This window comes from Mucilaginibacter sp. OK098 (assembly GCF_900142915.1).
In the GTDB taxonomy this organism is placed as follows: domain Bacteria; phylum Bacteroidota; class Bacteroidia; order Sphingobacteriales; family Sphingobacteriaceae; genus Mucilaginibacter.
The window spans coordinates 80940-101926 of the sequence record NZ_FRCM01000001.1 but is presented as its reverse complement, the minus strand read 5'-3'; the positions used below and the strand labels follow the sequence as shown (position 1 = coordinate 101926).

The 20987-nt window shown below is 42.2% G+C and carries 19 protein-coding genes; 11 read left to right on the top strand and 8 right to left on the bottom strand.

The features are described 5' to 3' along the window. Positions 1-123: 123 nt before the first annotated feature. Together BUE31_RS00335 and BUE31_RS00330 are read right to left on the bottom strand one after the other, a co-directional pair. A complete protein-coding gene (locus BUE31_RS00335; protein ID WP_073399182.1) occupies positions 124-1677 on the bottom strand; it encodes an MFS transporter in 1554 nt (517 codons plus the stop codon). Between the two features lie 191 nt (positions 1678-1868). Further along, complete coding sequence (locus BUE31_RS00330) at positions 1869-2276, bottom strand: Dabb family protein (protein WP_073399180.1); 408 nt, start codon at positions 2274-2276, stop codon at positions 1869-1871. A 194-nt stretch (positions 2277-2470) separates the two neighbouring features. On the opposite strand from BUE31_RS00330, the gene BUE31_RS00325 reads away from it, so the two are divergent. The 4 genes from BUE31_RS00325 to BUE31_RS00310 all read left to right on the top strand — a co-directional run bounded on the left by BUE31_RS00325 (position 2471) and on the right by BUE31_RS00310 (position 5351). Beyond that, positions 2471-3265: an SDR family oxidoreductase gene (locus BUE31_RS00325; protein ID WP_073399178.1), complete on the top strand. Its 795-nt coding sequence runs from the start codon at positions 2471-2473 to the stop codon at positions 3263-3265. Between the two features lie 49 nt (positions 3266-3314). Then, positions 3315-4019 carry a DUF92 domain-containing protein gene (locus BUE31_RS00320; protein ID WP_073399176.1) on the top strand — a complete coding sequence of 235 codons (705 nt, stop codon included), beginning with the start codon at positions 3315-3317 and terminating at the stop codon, positions 4017-4019. 132 nt (positions 4020-4151) lie between these two features. Next, positions 4152-4343 carry a cold-shock protein gene (locus tag BUE31_RS00315; protein WP_073399174.1) on the top strand — a complete coding sequence of 64 codons (192 nt, stop codon included), beginning with the start codon at positions 4152-4154 and terminating at the stop codon, positions 4341-4343. Positions 4344-4493: 150 nt separating this feature from the next. Beyond that, a complete protein-coding gene (locus BUE31_RS00310) occupies positions 4494-5351 on the top strand; it encodes a sigma-70 family RNA polymerase sigma factor (protein WP_073399172.1) in 858 nt (285 codons plus the stop codon). A 233-nt stretch (positions 5352-5584) separates the two neighbouring features. Here BUE31_RS00310 and BUE31_RS00305 read toward each other — a convergent pair whose 3' ends face one another. Next, positions 5585-6352 carry an SDR family NAD(P)-dependent oxidoreductase gene (locus BUE31_RS00305; protein ID WP_073399170.1) on the bottom strand — a complete coding sequence of 256 codons (768 nt, stop codon included), beginning with the start codon at positions 6350-6352 and terminating at the stop codon, positions 5585-5587. 106 nt (positions 6353-6458) lie between these two features. After that, a complete protein-coding gene (locus BUE31_RS00300; RefSeq protein WP_073399168.1) occupies positions 6459-8174 on the bottom strand; it encodes an IlvD/Edd family dehydratase in 1716 nt (571 codons plus the stop codon). A 124-nt stretch (positions 8175-8298) separates the two neighbouring features. On the opposite strand from BUE31_RS00300, the gene BUE31_RS00295 reads away from it, so the two are divergent. The 4 genes from BUE31_RS00295 to BUE31_RS00280 all read left to right on the top strand — a co-directional run bounded on the left by BUE31_RS00295 (position 8299) and on the right by BUE31_RS00280 (position 11425). Beyond that, the gene (locus tag BUE31_RS00295; RefSeq protein ID WP_073399166.1) at positions 8299-8697 is read left to right on the top strand and encodes a hypothetical protein; all 399 of its coding nucleotides are present in this window, start codon (positions 8299-8301) and stop codon (positions 8695-8697) included. Between the two features lie 89 nt (positions 8698-8786). Then, positions 8787-8984 carry a hypothetical protein gene (locus BUE31_RS00290; protein ID WP_073399164.1) on the top strand — a complete coding sequence of 66 codons (198 nt, stop codon included), beginning with the start codon at positions 8787-8789 and terminating at the stop codon, positions 8982-8984. Positions 8985-9126: 142 nt separating this feature from the next. Next, a complete protein-coding gene (locus tag BUE31_RS00285; RefSeq protein ID WP_073399162.1) occupies positions 9127-9732 on the top strand; it encodes a DUF2238 domain-containing protein in 606 nt (201 codons plus the stop codon). Positions 9733-9865: 133 nt separating this feature from the next. Beyond that, positions 9866-11425, top strand: a complete 1560-nt coding sequence (locus BUE31_RS00280) for a M20/M25/M40 family metallo-hydrolase (RefSeq protein WP_073399160.1) — start codon at positions 9866-9868, stop codon at positions 11423-11425. 77 nt (positions 11426-11502) lie between these two features. Here BUE31_RS00280 and BUE31_RS00275 read toward each other — a convergent pair whose 3' ends face one another. Beyond that, positions 11503-12048 (bottom strand): YciE/YciF ferroxidase family protein, encoded by a 546-nt coding sequence (locus tag BUE31_RS00275; RefSeq protein WP_073399158.1) that lies wholly within the window; start codon positions 12046-12048, stop codon positions 11503-11505. 233 nt (positions 12049-12281) lie between these two features. Between BUE31_RS00275 and BUE31_RS00270 the strand changes: the two genes are divergently transcribed. Continuing rightward, positions 12282-13004 carry a DUF4397 domain-containing protein gene (locus BUE31_RS00270; protein WP_073399156.1) on the top strand — a complete coding sequence of 241 codons (723 nt, stop codon included), beginning with the start codon at positions 12282-12284 and terminating at the stop codon, positions 13002-13004. Positions 13005-13302: 298 nt separating this feature from the next. Beyond that, positions 13303-16113 carry a S9 family peptidase gene (locus BUE31_RS00265; protein ID WP_073399153.1) on the top strand — a complete coding sequence of 937 codons (2811 nt, stop codon included), beginning with the start codon at positions 13303-13305 and terminating at the stop codon, positions 16111-16113. Between the two features lie 137 nt (positions 16114-16250). Here the strand turns inward: BUE31_RS00265 and BUE31_RS00260 are convergent, their stop codons facing one another. From BUE31_RS00260 to BUE31_RS00250, 3 genes are all read right to left on the bottom strand, one after another. After that, entirely contained in the window at positions 16251-16820 is a 570-nt protein-coding gene (locus BUE31_RS00260; protein WP_073399151.1) for an NADPH-dependent FMN reductase, read from the bottom strand. Positions 16821-16973: 153 nt separating this feature from the next. Continuing rightward, positions 16974-17870 carry a cation diffusion facilitator family transporter gene (locus BUE31_RS00255; protein ID WP_073399149.1) on the bottom strand — a complete coding sequence of 299 codons (897 nt, stop codon included), beginning with the start codon at positions 17868-17870 and terminating at the stop codon, positions 16974-16976. A gap of 148 nt (positions 17871-18018) precedes the next feature. Next, the gene (locus BUE31_RS00250) at positions 18019-19440 is read right to left on the bottom strand and encodes an ATP-dependent DNA helicase (RefSeq protein WP_073399147.1); all 1422 of its coding nucleotides are present in this window, start codon (positions 19438-19440) and stop codon (positions 18019-18021) included. 238 nt (positions 19441-19678) lie between these two features. Here BUE31_RS00250 and BUE31_RS00245 point away from each other — a divergent pair, with 238 nt between their 5' ends. Continuing rightward, on the top strand, positions 19679-20905 hold the full coding sequence (locus BUE31_RS00245; protein WP_073399137.1) for an acyltransferase family protein: 1227 nt from the start codon (positions 19679-19681) through the stop codon (positions 20903-20905). The last annotated feature ends 82 nt before the right edge of the window (positions 20906-20987 follow it).

Here is a 20987-nt window from a genome sequence, read left to right as displayed (position 1 = left end):
CGCAGATATAGTTGCGGGGCAGCATGGGCGTGAATATCGCGCGCATATTTACTCACCCGGTCAACGCTTCGCTGGACCTCCCTCTCTTCCGTAAACGGTAAAGAGGGAAGAAAAAAACCTTACTTACTTCCGGACTTCCGGACTTTCCGACTTTCGGACTCCCCGAATAAACACCATCCCCATCAAGGCCCCTAAAAACCCAAGCGCTGCCGATGTCCGCATAATTTTAGCGTAGGCATTTATAAAGCTTTCGTGATAGGCTTTTTCAATTGCCTCTTTATCAGTACTGATCCCTTCCGGTACTTTTGCATTCCCAAGGTTTGCAGCCTGGGCAATTACCTGTTGCTTTTCAGCTGTATTCAGTGTTACATGGTTTAGCTGCGTTTGCAAAGCACCTGCAAAAAACAATACGGCAAGTGCGCCAAATATGGCATTGGCAAAAACCCCGGCTATCCTCGATACGGCATTATTTACCCCTGATGCAGTTCCCGAAAAATGATCGCTTACCGAACCCATTACCGCAGTTGTTAAAGGCGCAACAGTGAACGACACCCCCAAACCAAAAACTATCACTCCCGGAAAAAAAGTTGTCCAGTAATCTGCCGGGCCGTTAGTTTGTTTAATAAAAGACAGGATCAGCAAACCCGTTCCTGCTGCTGCCGGTCCGCAAATAAGCAACAGCCGCGGACCATATTTATCAGCGAGCCCGCCGGCAAAACGCGCCAGGGAGATCATCATAACCGTAAAAGGCAGAAACGTTAACCCGCTTTGCAGCTGGCTATAGCCCTGCACCTGCACCATGTTTAGCGACATGAACAGCATCCCCGCTCCAAGCCCGGCATATAAAAAGAAGGTAAGCAGGTTGGCCCCTGTAAAGGTTGCGTTTGCAAACAGCTGTAAAGGCATCATGGGGTGTTTACTTTTCTTTTCGATAACTACAAAAGCTATCAGCAATAACACACCCACAGCTAAAGAGAGGTAAACCTGCCAGTTATCCAGGCCTACTGCAGGAATGCGTAAAAAGCCAAAGGTAACCAGTGCCAGTCCCAGCGCAATGGCAATGGCTCCGGGGAAGTCAATAGCATGGTCGCCGTCTTCATCTTTGGTTTCATTTACTTTAAGCCATAACATTACCAAAGCAGCTATGCCTATCGGCACGTTGATAAAAAAGATATACCGCCATAAACCGGCATCGGCCAAAGCGCCGCCCAAAACAGGGCCACCCATAGTCACCACCGTTGTAAATGCCGACCAGGTACCAATAGCCTTACCCCTTTCTTTTACATCGATAGATGAAGAAATAAGCGACAGGCTGCCGGGGATCATCAACGCACCGCCAATGCCCTGGATTATCCTGAATATAATTAACCAGGTTACCCCGGGCGAAATCCCGCAAAGTGCTGATCCGCAGATAAAAATAAAAATCCCGGCCATAAAGATCTTTTTACGGCCTAGCTTATCCCCCAATGAACCACCAATGAGTATTAATGCAGCCAGCATCAGCAGGTAAGCGTTCAGGATCCAGAACAGGTCGGCCCCGCTGGCCTGCAGGCTATTTTGCAATGCCGGTAAAACCACGTTTAGGGCCGTACCATCAATAAACGCCATTGACGACGCCAAAATGGCCGAAACCATGATCCATTTACCTGCGGAACTGCGAAGCGCTACTGTAGACATAGTGTTAAAAAAGAGTCAAGAATCAAGAGGTCAAGAGTCAAGATTAAAAAACAACTTGTTAAGATATTTTCAATCAGCTACTTATCTATCTTTTCATTCTTCCCTCATGATTCTTGTTATCTTAATTCCTGACTCTAAAATCTTATTTCTCTTCTCTTGACTCTTGTTATCTTGATTCTTGGCTCTACCCCTCACGCATCCACCGCATCATACACAATAACCTTTTCCCACAGGTGACTGCAATTTTTTATAAACTCCAGGTGTACAGGGTGGGTTTGATAGGTTGCCTGCCCGGCAAGATCACTAAAAAACATCAGCTCAGATACAGCCCAGCTGTTATCAACTACATCCCGTTTTTCGGTAGATGCAACAATGCCCACGCGCAATTCGCGCACGGTTTCAATCTTTGATAAGGTTTTTACACCCGCTACCAGCTTATCCCGGTCTTCTTTAGATGCCGGGTTCTTGAGCCAGAAAAACACATGATGAATAACCGGGTATTTATTACCCGCCCCTTTCAAAGGGATTGCAGATGCCGCCGTACCCGCGGCAAGCGCCGCCGAAGTTGCTATAAATTTTCGCCTGTTGGTTGGTTTCATAATTAATGCAATAAAGCGTTAAGTTAAATAAATATTCTCTTTTTTGGCTGGATTTTTTAGTGCGAAAACATGATTTCCAATTGCAGGCCTTTAATCCTGCCGAAACAGGTTTGAATTTCGCAAACAATGGATTGATGTTCGCAAACTGTAAACAACTCTGCCCCTGATCTTTGTTCAACAAAATTTAAACAAAGATGGAACTCAATAATAACACAATTTTAATAACCGGCGGAACAAGTGGCTTAGGTCTTGAGTTTGCCACCCAATTGATGGCGCTGGGCAATACGGTCATAATTACCGGGCGCGACCAGGCTAAGCTTGATGAAACCAAATTGAAGCTGCCCCAAATTCATACTTTTAAAAGTGATGTGAGTGATCCCGAAGCAATAATGAACTTATATAACCAGGTGGTCAACCGGTTTCCAGAGCTGAATATCCTGGTAAACAATGCAGGTGAAATGCGAAAGCTCGATCTTCATGACAAATCCCTCGACTTAAATAACATCACCCACGAAATTGAAATAAACCTGTCGGGCCCTGTAAGGATGGTACAGCAATTTCTACCACATTTGCAAACCAAAAACAACGCCGCAATTATGAATGTAACATCGGGGATAGCCTTTGTCCCATTTCCGCTGGCGCCCATATATGGAGCAACCAAATCAGGCCTGCAATCATACACACGATCTTTACGGGTTCAGCTAAAGAAGGATGGAATTAAGGTGTTTGAACTGGTAGCGCCCGGAGCAAAAACGCCCTTAAATGATAAATTTCTAGATGATGTTGACCCTAAAATGTTAATGGAGCCCGGTAAACTGGTTACTGCCGCCATAAAAGGAATGAAAAAGGATAAATATCAAATTTTTCCGGGGATAGCATCTTTGCTGGCATTATTAAGCCGTTTGGCGCCCTCATTTATTTTTAACCAGATGAGTAAGATTGCCGAAAAATCACTTGATCGTAACAACGGAATTGCCGTTTCCATATAATAAGAATTTCATACTTTAGGAAAGCGATATATTGGGTATCGCCTTATGTATGATCCTTTATAATTACCTGGTTTATTTCTTCCTGTTTGCCGGTGTGGCGCTTAGCATCATCACTCATAAGTTAACCGTTAAGGCTGCTTTACTTGGTGGTATAGTTGGTTTATTAGTTTTTAAGGGCGGTGGCTATACAGGCATTATCATGCTTGCCCTATTTTTTATTTTAGGATCAGGCGCTACAAGCATTGGCTTAAAAAAGAAACAGGCGCTTGGTGCAGCCGATGAAAACAAAGGCCGCCGCACCGCTGGGCAGGTATTGGCAAACGGTGGCGTTGCAGCCGTACTTGGTGCAATTGCATGGTGTAAACCCGGGCTAACACCCATATTGCAGTTGATGATGGCCGGGAGCATTGCCGCAGCCACAGCCGATACGTTATCATCAGAGCTTGGTACATTGCTGGGCCGCAGGTTTTATAATATCATCACATTTAAAAAAGATCAGCCAGGGTTGGATGGTGTAATTAGCGTGGAAGGCACACTGACAGGTGCAGCAGGGGCGGCAATAATTGCGGGAGTTTATTCCATTGGTCATGGTTGGAATAGTGAATTATTATGGATTATCCTGGCAGGAATTATTGGCAACCTGGCCGATTCAATATTGGGCGCAACGGTGGAACGTAAGCATTTAATTGGCAATAATTTAGTGAATTTTTTGAACACCCTTACCGGCGCCCTGGTGTGTTTGCTGCTTTTTTAATTTAAAAACGTTGTTTTTTACCTATAAACGGTGTAATAAATCAATTAAAAGTCATTAAAATAAAACAACCTAATACTATGCATGTTAAGTGAATAAATATAGCTATCTTTGTAACTATTTAAAATCAATATAATGCAAGAAGGAACAGTAAAATTTTTTAATGAAGAAAAGGGTTTTGGATTCATCACCCCAAGTAACGGTGGCAAAGAAGTGTTTGTACACTCATCAGGCCTGATCGACCGCATTCGCGAGAATGACACAGTTCAGTACGAAGTAGAAGAAGGCAAAAAAGGCCCTAACGCGGTAAAAGTAAAAGTAGCTTAAAACTATAATAATTAATCGTGAAGCATTTTCCCTAAAACGGAAAATGCTTTTTATTTTCCTCGCTGTTAATCAACAGCTTATCTTCTCCAAACGGAAAGATTTAACATATCACCCAATGCCTGGCTTTCTTTGAGGCATAACTATTATTAAATGAGACAGCTTAAGATAACTCAGTCCATTACTAACCGCGAAACCCAATCGCTTGATAAATATTTAACAGAAATTGGTAAAGTAGATCTGATTACTGCACAGGAAGAAGTTATCCTGGCACAAAAGATCAGGGATGGTGACCAGGCCGCTTTAGAGCGTTTAACAAAAGCAAATTTACGTTTTGTTGTATCTGTTGCTAAACAATATCAAAACCAGGGCATTACCCTTGGCGATCTGATAAATGAAGGTAACCTTGGCCTTATTAAAGCTGCAAAACGCTTTGATGAAACTAAAGGGTTTAAATTTATATCATACGCCGTTTGGTGGATCAGGCAGTCAATAATTTCTGCGATCTCTGATCAGTCACGCTCCGTACGTTTGCCGCTGAATCAAATTGGCACTTTAAGCAAAATAAGAAAAGTACAATCACAGCTTGAGCAGGAATTTGAACGCGACCCGACACCTGAAGAACTGGCAGAAAGCCTTGAAACAACGGTTGAAAAAATTGCCGATTCATTAAGAAATTCAGGCCGACAGGTATCGATTGATGCCCCTTTTCAACAAGGCGAAGAAGGTACTTTGCTGGATGTTATGCAGAATAACGAACCAACAACTGATAGTATGTTGATCCATGATTCGCTGGCTACCGAGCTTAACCGTTCCCTTTCAAAATTAGGCGAGCGCGACAGGGAGGTATTGGTATTATTTTACGGTTTAGGAAACAACCATACCCATACGCTTGAAGAGATAGGTGAGAAATTTATCCTTACTCGCGAAAGGGTTCGCCAAATAAAAGATAAGGCACTACAACGGATCAAACAATCATCACGCAGTGGTGCATTGCAATCATATTTGTAGGCAATTATAGCACCGGTCAAAAACCGGTGCATCTAAAAAATTTCATAGAAACAAACGCAAAGCCTGTGTCATCGCAGGCTTTTTTATTGGGTACCGCCACACAGGGCGCTTGCCCTGCGCTAATGGATGTCGCCCCTTCAGGGCTTGGGTATTTGTTATAAATTTAATAGGAAAGGGTCTAATTGCCAGCGAAAGGCAACGCCCTGCTGCGATAGTGCGCCCTGCAAATCATATCAATACGGCGACGGGCTCGTAGCCGTCCATCCTCCGTCAACAACCAAACTTTGTCCGGTTATATGCCTGGAAGCCGGAGATACGAAAAACAGCGCAGCATTGGCTATATCTCCAACCGTAGCCGGTTTACCCAAAGGTGTAATTCTCGACCAGGTTTCCATATACTCCTTATCCATCAATGTTCTTTCTGTTAAAGTAGCCCCGGGAGCAATGGTGTTAATGGTAATATTGTAGTCTGACAGCTCAACCACCAAACTCTTGGCCAGCATTTCAAGCCCGGCCTTTGTCATTCCATAGGCTGCCAGGTTTTTATGCGCCTGGTGACCGGTTACCGACGACATCAGCAATATGCTGCCGCCCGATCCCTGCTTTTTTATTTGGAGAGCTGCCTTTTGCGTTAAAAAGAACGTGCCATACAGGTTTAAATCCATTACTTGTTTTAGTGATTCCGGCTGATAATCCAAAAACTCACCGAAAGTGGTGATGCCTGCATTTGCTATCGCGACGGTAAGCTTCCCGAATTTGTCAACTGCTTCATCAACCAAATGCTGGATGAATTCAACATTTGAAACATCACCGGCAACAGCATGACAAATGCCGCCCTGTTTTTTAATTTCTGCGGACGCAGTATTAGCTAATTCCTCGTCAATATCATTAAGGATAACCGAAGTACCTTCCAAAGCAAGCTGCCGGGCAATCTCGAAACCTATCCCCTGCCCTGCCCCTGTTACAATTGCTACCTGGTCTGCAAATTTTTTGTTTGTCATTGTGAATAGTATGTATTGATCAGAAGAAAGAACCACTAACAGCAATATTAATCTTCAACCCCCTTATCTTGATTCCTGACTCTTAACTTCTTGACTCTTTCTCCCCTCAGTGCGAATCCCTCAAAACCTCGCTGCCGCTGCCGCCTTTTAAAAAGCCAAAATCAGCTCCTAAATGTGCCTGTTCAACATTTTGCTGGTACAGCCAGGTATAACCCCGGTTTGCTAATGGCTGAGCAGGTTGCAGTTGCTTCTTCCTTTCGGCAATTTCCGCATCTGAAAGTCCAATATGTAAAGTTTTATTAAACACATCAAGACTGATTAAGTCGCCATCCCGCACAATAGCAATGGTACCACCCGCGGCTGCCTCCGGCGAAACATGCAGAACCACAGTGCCAAAGCCTGTGCCGCTCATCCGCCCGTCAGAGATGCGTACCATATCAGTTACACCCTTTTCAAGCAGCTTTTTGGGGATAGCCATATTGCCCACTTCAGGCATGCCCGGATAACCTTTTGGCCCTACGTTTTTTAATACCAGTACACTGTTCTCATCAACATCAAGCAAGGGATCATCTATCCTTGCTTTGTAATCTTCAATATTTTCAAACACAATGGCTTTACCCGTGTGTTGCATCAATGTAGTGTTTGCTGCGGATGGCTTTATTACTGCCCCATTTTCGCACAAGTTCCCTTTTAAAACGGTGATGCCTGCAGCGGGGTTAAATGGTTCTTTTACCGTGGCTATCACATCCCGGTTAAAACATTCGCTGTTTTGGTAATTTTCGGCTATTGGCTTACCGCTTACCGCAATAGTTTCCCGGTTTAAAAAACTATCCAGTTCTTTCATTACAGCGGGAATTCCCCCAGCATAATAAAGATCCTCCATAAAATATTTACCGGATGGCTGCAAATTGGCAAGTAATGGGATGCCTTTAGCCGCTGTATCAAAATCGTCAATGGTGAGGTTAATGCCTATCCGGCCTGCAATAGCCAGTAAATGAATAATAAAATTGGTTGAGCCGCCAATGGCTGCATTGGTTAGTATCGCATTTTCAAATGCCTGCAAGGTAAGGATGTCCGATAGCTTCAAATCTTCCTTAACCATATCCACTATCCGCATCCCTGACAAATGCGCTAATACCTTCCTGCGCGAGTCAGCTGCAGGGATAGCTGCATTTTCTGGCAGCGAAAGCCCTAAAGCTTCTGTCATTACCGCCATTGTTGAGGCAGTCCCCATTACGGCACAATGCCCCCTGCTGCGCGACATGCAAGCCTCGGCAACATTCATTTCCGCTTCCGACATCCTTCCAGACCGCTGCGCTTCCGAAAATCGCCAAACGTCAGATGTGCCGATGTCCCTTCCCTGGTATTTGCCGGTAAGCATGGCCCCACCCGAAACAACAATAGTTGGAATATTTACGCTGCACGCGCCCATAATAAGCGATGGCGTGGTTTTATCACATCCGCAGAGCAGCACCACGCCGTCAAGCGGATTAGCCCTTATTGACTCCTCCACATCCATACTCACCAAATTGCGGTAAAGCATAGCGGTTGGTTTAATAAGCGTTTCACCAAGCGACATAACCGGGAACTCAACTGGGAAACCACCCGCCTCATAAATGCCATGCTTAACAGATTCTGCCAGTTCCCTGAAATGAGCATTACAGGGCGTTAACTCCGACCATGTATTACAGATGCCAATAACAGGTTTCCCCTTAAACTCATGTGCCGGGATTCCCTGGTTCTTCATCCACGAACGATAGATAAAGCCGTCCTTACCCGTTCTGCCAAACCAGTCGCTGCTTCTCAGCTTTTTTTCACTCATTGTTGATTTTGCGGTTTATGAATCTCAAAGTTATATTTTTAATTGTAGAATAGACAAGACATCAAGGGTACGAGGTTTTTAAAATTCCGATTTTTATTTAAGTCTTCGTATCTTTATTCCCGGAATGAAAAATATCCGGACCCATAATTATCAAAACTTATTTTCAAAATGGCTTTTTGCTGCCGTTTTGCTGCTGAGTTTTTTTACTTTTTCGGGATTAGTTGTTCAAACCCAGGTAAAGCCCAATGCCACGCAAACAACTTTGCTGCAAAGCGCCCCAGGCCGGGCTGTAAAAAGCATTGCTTATAAAAGAGCCTTAGTACACACAAAAAACAAACTCAATACACTTTCTTTTTTCAGTATATCCTCAATAAATTTGAGTGAGATTCACAACGGGAAAGCAAATGTGCAACTAACTTATTATCGTGCACTCAACATCCTCAGCCTGCAAACCTTCTTTTTTTATCAGCATAAAACCATCCCGCAAAACACAAGCGACGATCCTGCTATCGCTTTAGTGTAATCCTTCTTTTTAACCGCCTTGCGGTAAAATCCATTTATTAAGCTGCTGAAGCGCATTCGGCACCATCAATTATTTTTAACAATAAGCATATGAAATATCTAAAAAAGGTAGTGAGGCTTTGCGCCCTGGTCCTTTTTATGATACTTGCAGTTGCAGGTATCGGCATATTCGGGGTAGCCCCAATATTAAGTAAAGACAGGAAATTATTTGCAGATATAGAATTGGTAACAGAACAAAGTGAAAAAGGAAATACAGAAAATACCGGGCAGGAAAATCTAAAATTTTAAAACATCAAAACTCTGTGCCTCTATATGTTTCTTTCCGTGTACTCTGTGGTTAGTTTTTTACCCCGGAGTTCACGGAGGGATGCGCAAAGCAGCGCTGAGAAAATCAAATTTATATCTTCAGTTTTAATCCACATATTAGTAAATGAAAAAATACTATATCCTTATCATTCTTTTCTTCGCCGCATTGATAGGCTCAGCAATTAACCCGCATGATTATTTTACCTGGATCCTGGAGGTTTTTCCGGCAATCATCGGTTTTATAGTTTTGCTTGTAACCTTCAAACGGTTCAGGTTTACCTATTTAACTTACTGCATGATTTTGATCCATTGCTGCATATTATTTGTAGGCGGACACTATACTTATGCAATGGTCCCGTTGTTTGATTGGGTTAAGGAAGTTTTTCATCAAAGCCGTAATAACTATGATAAGCTTGGCCATTTTGCACAGGGATTTGTTCCCGCAATGATAGTGCGTGAAATTTATATCCGTCAAAATATCATTCAAAAGAAAACATGGATCCCGTTTTTGACGATAGTAGTTTGTATGAGCATCAGCATGTGCTATGAATTTTTAGAATGGTTTGTTTCGGTTGCTTCAGGCTCATCCGGCGATTCGTTTTTAGGCACCCAGGGCGATGTTTGGGATACACAATCAGATATGCTTTTTGCAACAATCGGTGCAATTTGCATGGTTTCCTTTTTCTATAAACTACAGGATGGAAATATCAAAAAACTCCAGGCTAACTAAAATTCATAATCCTGTTGTAACATTTAGTATTAAGTCTGTTCTAAAGTTAACTGCCCAAATAAAGTTGTAGTTATAAGGACAAACTCCTAGTTTTAACTGTAATTAACTGACCCAATTATCATAAAACAAAAAAATGAAGCACTTTTACTTTAAACCAATCTTTGCTGCGCTGATGCTGGCCAGCGTAAGTCTTTATGCGCAACAGGAAGTTGTTGATACCGCAGCATTCAGTAAGATCAGGAAAGCTGAAATGACAAATTCACACATTCCTACCATCGCTCATTATATTACCGACGTTTCAGGACCGCGTTTAACCAATTCTCCCGGCTATAAAAGAGCAGGCATGTGGGCCGTTGAAACCATGAAAAAATGGGGAATGGCAAATACAGCAATGGAGCCATGGGGCGATTTTGGTAAAGGATGGGAAATTGAAGATTTCAGCATCTCGTTAAAGGCGCCATACTCGCAGTCAATTACCGCATACCCTGAACCATGGAGCGGCAATACCAAAGGCGAGATCCGCGGCGAGGTTGTTATATTACCACAGGCAAACGCTATGGATACGGCTTACATAATTAAGCACTCAGCCGATTTTAAAGGAAAATTTGTTTTGGTGGTAGCAGGTGCACCCGCCTATGAGCCCGATTTTAAACCATCGGCAGAGCGTTTGGCAGATACCGCACTGGCTAACATGAAAGATACCTATATGCTGAGCAGGGAAGTATTAGAGGGTTACCTTAAATATTTTAACATCATTAACAGGGTACCTCAATTAATCCAAAAATCAGGAGCGTTGGCAATTATAACCTCAGGCGGTGAAAACAGGAACGGAACCGTGTTTGTACAAGGGCTTATGGGATATAAAACCAACACTAGCGAAAGTGTGGTTAAAGTAGCAATAGCTTCTGAAGATGCGCAGCGGATAAAAAGGCTGATCGCATCGGGCCAAAAGGTTGAGCTAAACTTAAATGTAAAGGCTAAATTTAACGACTCGGACATAAAAGGCTACAACGTTGTTGGCGAAATACCGGGAACCGATCCTAAACTAAAAGCACAGCTGGTAATGCTTGGCGGCCATATGGACGCATGGGCATCATCAACCGGGGCAACCGATAACGGAGCCGGCTGTATTGTAATGCTTGAAGCTGTACGCCTGCTTGATTCGCTGGGCTTAAAACCAAAACGCACCATCCGCATAGCTTTATGGGGCGGCGAAGAGCAGGGCCTTTTAGGATCATACGGTTATGTTAAAAACCATTTCAGGGGAGTTGACCTTGCTTTAAAACCAGAGCAGGCTAAAGTATCGGCCTATTTTAACCTTGATAATGGGACCGGCAAGATCCGCGGTATTTTTGCACAGGATAACACTGCCATAAAACCAATATTTGAAGAATGGTTTAAACCATTTGCCGACCTTGGCGCAAGCACGGTAACACTTAAAAACACAGGCTCAACAGATCATCTTTCGTTCGACTGGGCAGGTATCCCGGGTTTCCAGTTTATCCAGGACCCTATTGATTATGAAACCCGTACTCACCACAGCAATATGGATAATTACGATCACCTGAAAATTGAAGACCTGAAACAAGCTGCTATTATAGTAGCGTCGTTTGTTTACCAGGCCAGCAACCGCACTGATCTGTTACCACGCAAACCTTTAGAAAAAGGAACATTTGTATTCGACGGATTATAGGATTTAAATATCATCATAATACAAAGAAGCCGCCTCATAGATTAACAGGGGGCGGCTTCTTTATTTAATTGGATTTTCTATTCAGCTGCGGCGGCTTCATTCACTATGCTTTCGGCAGCCTGGGTTAAAGCTACATCTGTGGCCTTTTCATTATTAAGAGTTTGCTGCAACAGTTCGGCAACATCGGTGTGTCCCATTGTTTCTGCAAAAGTCCTTAGTGAGCCGTAAGTGGCTATTTCGTAATGCTCAACTTTTTGCGCGGCAAGTATCAAACCTGCGTCCCGAGTATGCGTACCCTTTTCAGTATCCTCTAATATACCGGCTGCTTCAGCCAGCAGACCTTCCATCGCATCGCATTTTTTTGCTACTGCTTTTTCATCCAGCAGTGCAAACACCTGTTCAAGCCTGTCAATGTGCGTTTGGGTTTCGCCGGTATGTTTTTTAAATGCTGCAGCAAGATCACTACTGGTTGCTGCCTTCTGCATTTTTGGTAAAGCTTTTACCAGGTGTTTTTCGGCCCAGTAAATGTCTTTCAATTCATCAACAAAGAATTTATGAAATTCTGAGTCTTCCATTTTGCCGGTTAAACCGGCACGCCCTCTGTTCGGTGTGTTAGTTTCCATGTTATTTAGTTTTAAATGGTTATTTGTGTAATAAAATAACCAAAAACATTTCCCCTTGTTTTAACTTTTAATATATAATTTTTCTATTAAAAACATAATATCACAAAAACAAATAACTATATTAACTCTGAATGAAAGCCATTTAAAATATTTTAACTTTTTTTAAGTAACTGTGTAGCGCTATCTATTTTTCATCCGTAATGTTCATTATAAATTATAGAGGAATATAGATTATGAAAAACTTTAAAACCCTTTCAAAAAAATTAGTAGCAGGGATCAGTGCCGTTTGCATGCTATCTTTTGTGCTGTCGTCATGCTTAAAAGGCAGCAGCTCTAACACGCCGACTCCACCGGTAGCGTTATTGTCTGTTGTCCAGGATTCTCCCGGGCAGCCGGCTTTGGATTTTTCAATTAATGGCAACAGGGTTAATGCAAGTGCAATAAATTACGGAGGCTTTCTTGATTATTTCCAGGCTTATGCCGGCCAAAGAACATTTCTGTTTAGCAAAAATGGAGTAGGAACAACCGTTCTTAGCGATACCGCAACGCTAAAACAAAACGTGGCTTATACATTATGCCTGGTTAACCTGCCAAGCACCCCGCAATTTTTATTGCTTAAAGATACAATTGCGCAGCCTGCCTCAGGTAATGCCGCTTTACGCTTTGTAAATTTAAGCCCTGATGCTACCGCTGTTGATTTTGCTGTAAAAGATGGTGATGTGTTTGTGGCAAACAAAAGCTTTAAGGGATTCTCAACTTTTAAACCAATTATAGGAAAGTCCTATTCATTTGAGATCAGGAAAGCCGGAACATCTACCGTGCTGGCATCATTAAGCAATGTTACCTTAAATAGCGGTTTTGTGTACACTGTTTATTTACGCGGCCTTGCTGCTGCAACAGATGCAACAAAACTGACTGCCGATTTAATTACCAATGCTCATCCTTCTTATAATTAATTTAGGGATTAATTATTTATTTGGTCGAAACCCGCCCTGGTGGCGGGTTTCTTTTTTACCATGATTTACTCTTTCTACTGTAACTTTTTCGCGTCAAATAAACTTAACAGCTATAATTTTAGCATATTTAAGTGTTTAAGATGCAAGAATCTAGAAGAGAAGCAAGAAGTCAAGAGTCAGGAATCAAGATAGAGAAAAAGAAAATTTATCTGATGGATCTCGATTCTTATGTCTTTCTTGATTCTTGACCTCTTGATTCTTGCATCTTTGTTTTTGCATCTTCCTTTACCAACAAGCTATGAAGAAACTTTTACTGTCCGCATTTATTTTATTCGTTGTTTATAATGTATCGGCTCAAAGTGTCAAAAAAAAGCCGCTTGATCATACTGTTTATGATGGCTGGCAAAGTATTGATAATGAGCATATCAGCAATAATGGCAAATGGATAATATACGTAATAAAGCCGCAGGAAGGCGATGCTCAGCTTGTAATAACCGATGCGAAAAACAGCAGTAAATTCCGGGTACAAAGAGCTGATACCGCCCGCATTACCGCCGATTCAAAATATGCGGTAATGCTGATCAAGCCATTTTTTAAGGACATTCGCCAGGCTAAGATCAAAAAGAAAAAGCCTGCCGAGTTTCCTAAAGATACATTAGGTATAATTACACTTGGTGAAAACAATGTAGAAAAAATACCGGCTATCAGATCATTCAAAATAGCTGAAAAAGCGCCTGTAGTTGCCTACCTGTCTCCTGCCGATACGTTAAAGAAACCGGCAGCTGCCGATACTTCAAAAAAAGCAATTGCCAGCACAATAGCCCCACCTACCCGCGAAGGTGCCGAGCTTTCTGTAAAACAATTGCTTACCGGTAAAACCCGTTCATTTCAATATGTTACCGAGTACCAGCTTACAAAAAATGGTAAGCTGCTGGCCTTTGCGGTTACAGCTCCAAAAAAATCAAAACGTGTAAAATCGGGACTCTATGTTTATGATATTGATAAGGATACTTTAAAAATGGTAAGTACAGGCAGGGGAAATTACCGCAGCCTTGTTTTTGATGACGCAGGTAAACAACTTGCCTTTACAGCAGAAAAAAATGCGGAGAAGGCGCTCGTAAAACCTTTTAAGCTTTATTATTACAATAGCCTGAAAGATAGCGCCGAAGCCATTGCGGCGCCTAACTCATTGAGCATGCCAGATAAATGGGCGGTAAGCGGTGATGGTAAGGTATATTTTAGCAAAAGCGGCGGCAGCCTGTTTTTTAGCACCGCGCCTATTCCAAAACCAATTGATACCACCATAGTTGATTTTGAGGTAGCAAAGCTGGACATCTGGAATTATAAAGACGATTATTTACAACCCCAGCAATTAAAAAATTTGCAGCGCGAATTAAGGCGTGGTTACCTTGCTGTTATAAGACCGGTTTCGGGCGATAAAAAGCTTACCCAGTTGGGCGATATAGATATGCGGGATATTTTAGTGCCTGATAATACCGACGCTGGCTTTGTTTTAGGTTTAACAGATACGGGTGCACGGGTACAAAGCCAGTGGGAAGGCGGATCAGGCCAGGAAGCTTATTTAATAAATACCCGAACTGGCGGCAGGGTGCGTATAAATGACCGGTTAAAGGCGCGATACAGCATTTCGCCGGATGGTAAGTATGTTGTTTGGTTTGATGTAAAAGACCAAAACTGGCACAGCTATTCAATTGCAACCGGTAAAAAAATAAATTTGACAGCCAGTACCGGCGTTAAAATGGGCGAAGAGGAGAATGATGTTCCTGATGATCCGTCGCCCTATGGTATTTCGGCATGGGAGCAGCATGATAAAAACGTATTGATCTATGACCGTTACGATATCTGGAGCATTGACCCCGCTACCGGTAATGCGCTTAATTTAACAAAAGGTATTGGCAGAAAGAATAAGATCATCTTCCGTTACAATTATACAGATCCCGAACAAAAATTTATCCCTGCCAAAACAATGCTTTGGTTAATTGTTCAAAACGAAGGCAACAAGCAATGGGGGTATTATAAAAAAGAGCTGGGCAGTGATGCAGCACCCGAAAAGGTCATCATGGCGGCTAATGGATACAGCGGACTGCAAAAAGCAAAAAATGCAGCCGATTTTATCTACACCAAATACAGTTACCGGCAATCGCCAGATGTGTATGTATCATCCGACCTAAAGAAAGAAACCCGCTTAAGCGCCACCAATCCGCAGCAGTCTCAATACAACTGGGGCACTGCCGAGTTGGTTGAATGGACCACCCCCAAAGGCTATCATTCCAAAGGCATATTATACAAACCGGAAGATTTCGACCCTACAAAAAAATATCCGATGATTGTTTATTTTTATGAAAAGCTGTCGGATGGGCTTTACAATTATATTCCTCCTGCTCCTACACCGTCGAGATTGCCTATCTCGTTCTTTGTAAGTAATGGTTATTTAGTATTTGCACCGGATATCAGCTATCAGACCGGGCACCCCGGGGCATCAGCGGTTGAGTTTGTTAACTCGGGGGTTGAAGCTTTGAAAAAGAATGCATGGGTTGATGCTGCGCACATAGGCATCCAGGGACAAAGCTGGGGTGGCTACCAGGTGGCCTATTTAATTACCCAAACCAATATGTATGCTGCAGCATGGGCCGGTGCGCCGGTTGCCAATATGACCTCGGCTTACGGCGGCATCCGCTGGGAAACCGGTGTTAACCGGCAGTTCCAGTACGAAAAAACACAAAGCCGCATTGGCGCTACCCTTTGGGAAAAGCCGGAGCTTTACATAGAAAACTCACCGTTGTTCCAGTTGCCAAAAGTAAAAACCCCTGTAATGATCATGTCTAACGATGCTGACGGGGCCGTGCCGTGGTACCAGGGGATCGAGATGTTTACTGCCTTACGCAGGCTTGGCAAACCAGTTTGGCTGCTACAATATAATGGCGAAGCGCATAACCTTGTTCAAAGGCAAAACCGCAAGGATATCTCTATCCGCGAGCAACAATTTTTCGATCACTTTTTAAAAGGCGCACCTATGCCTGTCTGGCTTGATAAAGGTGTACCAGCTATAGATAAAGGGAAAGACTGGGGGTTTGAGCTGGAGAAGTGAGAAAGCTCATAGTTGATGGTTCATAGCCGAAAAGAAAGAAAAACTTACGAAGTTTTGAAACGGCAAAGCCCTCAACGAGGCCTTTAAAAACATAAAACTTCGAGTTAAACTTCGTAAGTTTAATATCCATAAACCCATTATTTATCTTCTTTAATTGTCTTTAGGCCTTTTGTCCAGCGGGCTAATTGTTTAAACATTAGGCTTGCTGCTGTATTTAACTTTTCATCGGCCACAAATTGGTTTTCCTCATTAATGAACTGGTGCAGCATCGGGATGTTTACCATTTCGCCAAGTGATACTGTTTTTAATGATAACAAGTCTGATTTAAGGCTCATAACGGCTCTTACACCGGCAAATGGCCCTGCGCTATAGCTCACAATTCCGGCAGGTTTATAGGCCCATTCATGTACCAGGTATTCCAGCGCATTTTTTAATGATGCAGGGTAGCTGTAATCATATTCGGCGGTAACAAAAATAAAGGCATCGGCTTCTTCAATTTTTGCGCTCCATTGTTTGGTATGCGCATGTTCGTACTGGCGCATAATGGGATGAATGGCCTCGTTCATTACTGGCAGGTTAATTTCACCCAGGTCAAGCAGCTCCACTTCAAAGCCATGACTTTTTGCCACTTCAGTTACCCAGCCGGCAACTATCGGCCCCTTACGACCCGGCCTTACTGTTGAGGATATTATTTTAAGCTTATACATTCTTTTTCTTTTATAAGCGCAAATATATTACATGTTTAAACATCTATTATCCTGCTAAAGTAAATTTTGTATCAACCCCACGTTTTGCCATTCTGAACACCTATCCTATAGAGATAACACCAACAAAACCGGGAATGACTAACAACCAACGCTCTACCCCTTCACAGGTTCAATAAAGATCTGTTTTATCCGTGGGAAATCTTTTTGGATGGTTTTGGTGATACGTTCAATAGCATCTGTGATCTGTAGGGTGGTCAGGTTATCTTTAAAAACAGTGTTTAGCTGCAATAACACTTCTTCGGGCGACATATAGGTGCTGAAATGTTTTTTCACTTTTATTACAGCTTCATCGGCTTGTGCAAGCTGGATTACTTTTTTAAGCGTTTTGCGACTGGTAGACTCGCCCAGTAAAAGGCTTTTACTTTCACGTACCAATACACCTGATATGGCGATCAATATAATACCTATCAGCACGGATGCTATGCTGTCATAGTAAGGATTATTGTACAAATGGCTTAAAAACACGCCTAAAAAAGCTACTATCAAACCTAATATATCACCTACATCTCCCAAAAGCACAATTATTACTGAAGGATCTTTGGTTTGTTTTACCGCCTTCCAAAAGGAAACATTGCCGCGTTGCTTGTTAAAAGCCTTAAAGGCCCAATACAATGATATGGATGTAAATATGAATGCTATGCCTAAAACACTATAATCCCAGGCCTCATTACCGTCAAGCACTGGGTGCTGAATCCTCACTATGCCCTGGTAAACGGAAACACATCCGCCTAAAACAAAGATCATGAGCGAAACGATGAACGACCAGAAATACAGCTCTTTCCCATATCCAAACGGGCGGCTCAGATCAGCTTTGCGGGCACTGTTTTTTATCCCCCAAATCAACAAAACCTGGCTCACGGCATCAATTACCGAATGAATTCCCTCCGAGATCATGGATGAGCTGCCTGTAAACGCCGCCGCAGTAAATTTTGACGCCGCAATAAGCAGATCAACAGCTAAAGAGATGTAAATAAATACGTTTGATTTCATCCTTGTGATTACAACAAGGTTTTAGGCAATTAGTTGGCGAAGCCTGAATATTAGTTTAACCCAAACCGTCTATATCAATCACCTGTATTAATCCCCAAACCAATGCCAAATGACTAACGACTAATGACTAATGACTAATGACTAATGACTAATCCCCCTCCTCTCCCTTTACAAAAAACTGTTTATTAAAGTTCACCAGGTACAATTCGGTTACCGCCCGGGTACAGGCGGTATAAAACCAGCGGAGAAAATCGGTATTTACCATTTCTTCTGTAAGGTAACCCTGGTCAATAAACACGGCGTCCCATTGACCGCCCTGGGCTTTATGACAGGTAATGGCATAGGCAAACTTTATTTGCAGGGCGTTATAATAGGGATTAAGCTTCAACTCGTTCCATTTGGCACGCTTGTTTGGGATATGGTCATAATCTTTCATCACCTCCAGGTAAAAGCGCTTCTGATCATCGGGCAGCAACGCAGGGGCTTCGGAGTAAAGCGTATCCAGCATTATCTTACAATCAATCACCGGGTCTTCGGCATAATCAATAAACTCCAGTTGCACATCAGCGAAGCGGAAACCGTACATATCTTCAAATCTTCGTACTTTTTTTATCCGGGCAATATCGCCATTGGCAATAAAACCGGTGCTGCTTTCCTCCTTTTCCTGCATCCAGAAATAGTTATTCTTTACCACCATTACCTGGTCGCCCCCGGTTAACTCTTCCTCGCGATATAAAATGCGGTTCCTGATTTGCTTATTATAGGCATTGGCATTTTTGTTCGAGCGGCAAATTATCAGCGTATTATCGTTACCATACTTGTTATATGCATAGTTAAGGCCTTCCTCCAGCATATCGCCGCCCATGCGATAAACATCCTTATAACCTTTGGTAATTATCTGGGGCATTTTCTCTTTCCCCCTGCGGATAATATCACGCACACGGGTAACATTGAACAAAATGCCCGAATCTTTTTGCTGGCGCAGCACATCCGTAAGCTCGTAAGTAAAAATATCAAGCCCAAATCTGTCCTTCACCAACTTAGGGTTTAACGCCGGACTATCATCCGACCCCACAGGTGGTAGCTGGGCCGTATCGCCAACCAGCATCAACTTACAGTTTTTAGTATTGTAGGTATAGTTTATAAGATCGTAAAGTAATGATGATTTGTTGCCAATACCAATATCATCCGAGATCATGGAAGCTTCATCAACAATAAACAAGGTATTTTCAGCCAGGTTATCTCCTATCAAAAATCCTTCATCAACATTGACTGCTGATTTTTTACGGTAGATCTTTTTATGGATAGTAAAAGCCTTTCGCCCGGAATATGCTGTAATAACCTTTGCCGCACGCCCGGTTGGAGCCAGCAAAACATACTTAAAATTATAGCTGCGCAAGGCCTTTACCAATGCGCTTACTATGGTAGTTTTACCCGTACCTGCATACCCTTTCAATATAAAACACTCGTCGCCATTATCGCTCAGCAAAAACTCATGCAGCTTGCCAAACAGTTCCAGCTGTTGAGGTGTGGCTTCGTGAGGAAATGCTTTTTGGATATGGTCTGACACAGGTTGATTGAGTTAACTAAGTTGGATTGAGTTGAATAAGTTAAGAAGGCAAATTTATGAATTAATTAATGAGTGGTGCCATGAAGAATTGGGCAGAATAAAACACAATTATGAGGCTTACAGTTGAAAAATAAAGCGTGCTTATGGAACTAACCGGCTTAAAATCAACGTAACTATTCCGCTGTCTTTTCGTAAAAGCACTAATGAATGATTTTCAAATACCCGATAACCTGTCCGTATGAAAAAAATTTATCTCGAATTCCTGAGAGGAATTTCAACCGTATTTATCCTGGGATGGCATATGGCTTTCCTGGCCCCTACAGGTCATCCAACCAGGCTTACGGCCTATTGGGGTACTGATGCATTAATAATGTTTTTTATGCTTTCGGGCCTTGTAATTAATCTTTCCGAAAGTAAAAAGCCAAAGTCAACTAAAGCATTTCTAAGCAACAGGTTTATCCGGATCTATCCGCAATTTATTGTAGGTATGCTGTTAGCGTTTGTAGCGCTTTATGTTACAAATACAGCTTTCCCGTCCTTAAAAACCATTATAGGTAACTTTTTTATGGTAAGTACCATGAAAGATTATATGGGCTATGTTGTACCGAGTATTCAGAGTAACCTTCCCGTATGGTCGCTCTCATTTGAAGTGGCCTTTTATGTTCTGTTTGCATTTACCATTGGCCGCTATCAAAAAAAGGCCATACTTTATTGGTTTATACTTTCCCTTATCTCCATACCGCTTTATTTTTTCAGGCTTGAGCGGGATGTTTTAACCCATATTATAGCCGTATTCGCATTTTCATCAGTATGGATAGTAGGTTATTACATTTACCAATACCGCGATTATTTTTATGCCGAGAAATATACAGTCCTTTTCGGGCTTGGCATCCTGCCTTTAATTTCGAGGATGCAATTTTCTCCCAATTTCTACGATCCTTTAAAGTATTTCATCTTTTCCATATTTGCCATTCCTTTTTTCAGGTATTGCTTACAATTACCTCCGGCAGGCAAAAAAACAAAAATGATCTACTTAATAATACCGCATACCATTTTTGTTATCGCTGCACTTACAATACGTTATATGCCTTTAAAAAATGCTATAGTGTACAGTACCTTCCCTTATGTTTATATGGGGGTTGGCTACCTTATTGATGTATTAAAAATAAAAGACAGGCTGATAAATTTTATAAGTAAATCAGGTGCTATTATGGGTAAATATTCCTATTCATTATACATTAGCCATTACACTATCCTCTTTATTTTTTCGAAATTAATTCATAATGTGTTGATTTATGCGCTTGTTAGTTTACCTATTATTTTAATAATTGCTTACGGCCTCGAAAGCTGGTTTCAGCCTGTTGTAATGAAGTACTTTAAGAAACCTAAACAACCGGACACGCTGGCTAAGGGGCATGATTTACGCCTGCCCACAGTGTCCGTTCATGCGGTAAGCAACACTTAAAAAGCAAGTTATTGGTATATTTAGCGAAAACAACATCCTTATTAATAATACAGATAGCAAATAACAAAAAATAGTTACTTTT